Below are 814 nucleotides of genomic sequence, written 5' to 3'. Positions count from 1 at the left end.
GGGATTGCGATGCGCGCGGACGCCGATGCCGCGGTGCTGCATGCGATCGAGACCACGATCTTGCAAGGCGCGCCCGTGCTGCTCCAGATCATGGATTGCTCGAAGCTCGGCTGGCGTGCACCGAGCGCGGCCTGCCTCGACGAGATCGCGCGGCGCTGGCCGCGCAAGGTCCAGATCGTCGTCGACGCCTGTCAGGCCCGGCTCGGCCGCCGCCGGCTGCGCTCCTATCTCGATCGCGGCTATATGGTGTTGATGTCAGGCTCGAAATTCTTCGGTGGGCCTGCCTTCAGCGGAGCGCTGCTGGTGCCGAAGGGTCTTTCGCGATCGATCGACCGGGTCGAGGGAATAGCGCCCGGTATCTTCGATTATGCCGGCCGCTGCGATTGGCCGATGGGCTGGACGGCGCTGCGTTCGCGCTTCGATCGCCGGCCGAACTTCGGTCAATGGCTGCGCTGGGAGGCGGCGCTCGCGGAGATCGGCAGCTACTACGCCGTATCGGGTGCTTTCCGCGCCAAGGTGCTGGCCGAGCTCGCCGCCGGCATCGACAGCATGATCGCGTTGTCGCCCTCGCTTCGCTCCGTTCCCGCCACGACCAGGACGGCGAGCGTGGATGACGAGGAATTTGCACAAACCACGATCTTTCCGTTCATGCTGCTGCGCGGCGGCAAACCGGTGTCGATCGCCGAGACCAGCGCCATTCATCGGGCGATGGCGCGCGACATGAACGAGGAGATCAGTGGCAGCGCGGCGGACCGGCAGGTCGCCGCGCTGCGCTGCCTGATCGGCCAGCCGGTCCGTTTGGAGCGGCAGGACG

The 814-nt window shown here is 67.2% G+C and carries 1 pseudogene; it reads left to right on the top strand.

What is annotated here, in order from left to right:
- Window positions 1-814 (top strand): annotated as a pseudogene (locus MOV75_RS40190) (hypothetical protein); the annotation flags it as partial.

The sequence above is a fragment of the Bradyrhizobium sp. PRIMUS42 genome, from assembly GCF_023006515.1.
Taxonomy (GTDB): Bacteria; Pseudomonadota; Alphaproteobacteria; order Rhizobiales; family Xanthobacteraceae; genus Bradyrhizobium.
The sequence above is the reverse complement of the archived record's forward strand: the minus strand, read 5'-3'. Positions and strand labels throughout refer to the sequence as shown.